The sequence below is a fragment of the Bradyrhizobium sp. 62 genome, assembly GCF_023073035.1.
GTDB lineage: Bacteria > Pseudomonadota > Alphaproteobacteria > Rhizobiales > Xanthobacteraceae > Bradyrhizobium.
Genome location: NZ_JADPIT010000010.1, coordinates 83208 through 84983 on the forward strand (window position 1 = coordinate 83208; position 1776 = coordinate 84983).

The 1776-nt window shown below is 63.1% G+C and carries 2 protein-coding genes; one reads left to right on the forward strand and one right to left on the reverse strand.

The window, feature by feature from the left end; genetic code table 11:
- Positions 1-701: LysR substrate-binding domain-containing protein (locus IVB47_RS04575; RefSeq protein WP_247460109.1), on the reverse strand; the 701-nt coding region annotated here is incomplete at its 3' end.
- Between the two features lie 202 nt (positions 702-903).
- Between IVB47_RS04575 and IVB47_RS04580 the strand changes: the two genes are divergently transcribed.
- On the forward strand, positions 904-1701 hold the full coding sequence (locus tag IVB47_RS04580) for a fumarylacetoacetate hydrolase family protein (RefSeq protein ID WP_247287816.1): 798 nt from the start codon (positions 904-906) through the stop codon (positions 1699-1701).
- Positions 1702-1776: the final 75 nt, after the last annotated feature.

The following is a 1776-nucleotide window of genomic DNA, read 5'->3' on the forward strand; positions in this document are numbered from 1 at the left end:
CCGAGTACGGTCACGGCCATGCCGGCGAAGGCCGCCGCCTGAAGGCCGCCGACGCTTTCGCTGACGCAGGCGATGCGCCAGCGCAAATTCGCGCGTTCCAGCGTGTCGATCGCGTAGTCGCGATAGATGTTTCCGGGCGGCAGCAACGCCAGCGGAATGGGCCGTTCCTGGTGCGCGGCGGACTGCTCGCCGGTCATCCAGACCAGTTGCTCGCGCCGTACCACCTGGCCGCCCGTAAAATCGTTCATGCGGGTCACGAGCGCGATGTCGACATCGCCGCGCTTGACCAGGCCCACCAGCGGCGTCGAGAGCGCGCAATTGAGCTCGACCTGGACGCGGGGGAAGGATTTTCGGAACACGCTGAGGATCTGCGGCAGCATGAAGGCGGCATAGAGGTCCGGCGTGCCGAGTACGACCTGACCCTCGATCTCCTGTGACGCCAATTGCGAAATCAATTCGTCATGCAACCGCAGGATGGACTTGGCGTAGGTGAGAACCGTGGTGCCGTCCTCGCTCAGCGTCAGCCGGCGCCCGGCATGCTCGAACAATTGCTTGCCGGTGAGTTCCTCCAGCCGCTGCAATTGCAGGGTGATGGCCGGCTGGGTGCGGCCCAGCCGCCGCGCGGTCTCGGTAATGCTGCCGGTCTCGACCACGGAGATCAACGACCGGAGCATGCGGATATCGAGGCTGATGAGGTTCATGCGGCATCCATGTCGCCCAGAATTTATGCAAGTTCCATGCTAGGGCGAATGGGAGCCGGGGTGGGAAGGCTCGGTCGCAGACGGCCTGTTCTCATCAATTAAACGACGTGCCGGTCCAGCATTGCTGGCATACTGAATATTGATTATCAGGCGGCTCGGCGCGCATGATGCGCCCAACGAACACAAAAAGGGAGCACAAAACATGAAAGAGAGATCAGCAACGCGACGAGAGCTGCTTGCAATTGCCGCGGCGGCAAGTGCTGCGTCAATCGCGGAAGTTGCGCCGGCTGCTGCGCAGGCCGGGCCGAAGCCGATCTTTCCGGTGCCGATGGTCACCATTCCGATCGTCGGCGAAACCCAGGTGTTCCAGGTCCGCCGCATCTACTGCATCGGGCGCAACTATGCGGCGCACGCGATCGAGCGCGGCTCGGACCCGAACCGGGAGCCGCCGTTCTTCTTCCAGAAGCCGACCGACGCAATCCAGAACGTCGCTGTGGGCGAGGTCGCCGATCATCCCTATCCGTCGCTGACCAAGAACTATCACCACGAAGTCGAACTGGTCGCCGCGCTGAAGTCCGGCGGCTCCAACATTCCGGCCGAGAAGGCGCTCGACCATGTCTATGGCTACGCGCTCGGCCTCGACATGACCCGGCGCGATCTCCAGAACGGGATGGCCGCGGAGAAGAAGCCGTGGGAGATCGGCAAGAGCTTTGACCACGCCGCGGTGATCGGCCCGATCCACCCGGCCAGCAAGACCGGCCATTTCGACAAGGGCGCCATTTCGCTGGCGATCAACGGGACGGTGAAGCAGAGCTCGGATCTCAGCAAGATGATCTGGAGCGTGGCCGAGCAGATCGCAAAACTGTCGGAAGCCTTCGAACTGAAGGCCGGCGACATCATCTATTCCGGCACGCCGGAGAATGTCGGCCCGGTCGTGAAGGGCGACGTGCTGTTGTGCAAGCTCGACGGCTTGCCGGACATGTCGATCAAGATCGTCTAGCGCTCCCCTCTCCCCGCCTGCGGAAAGTGAGGGGCGGGACGTTTTCGCTTCGTCATGCCCGGGCTTGTCCCGGGC

What these genes read in the sequence shown, in the direction of transcription:
- IVB47_RS04580 (WP_247287816.1), top strand. Translation starts at nt 904, where the DNA reads ATGAAAGAGAGATCAGCAACGCGACGAGAGCTGCTTGCAATTGCCGCG.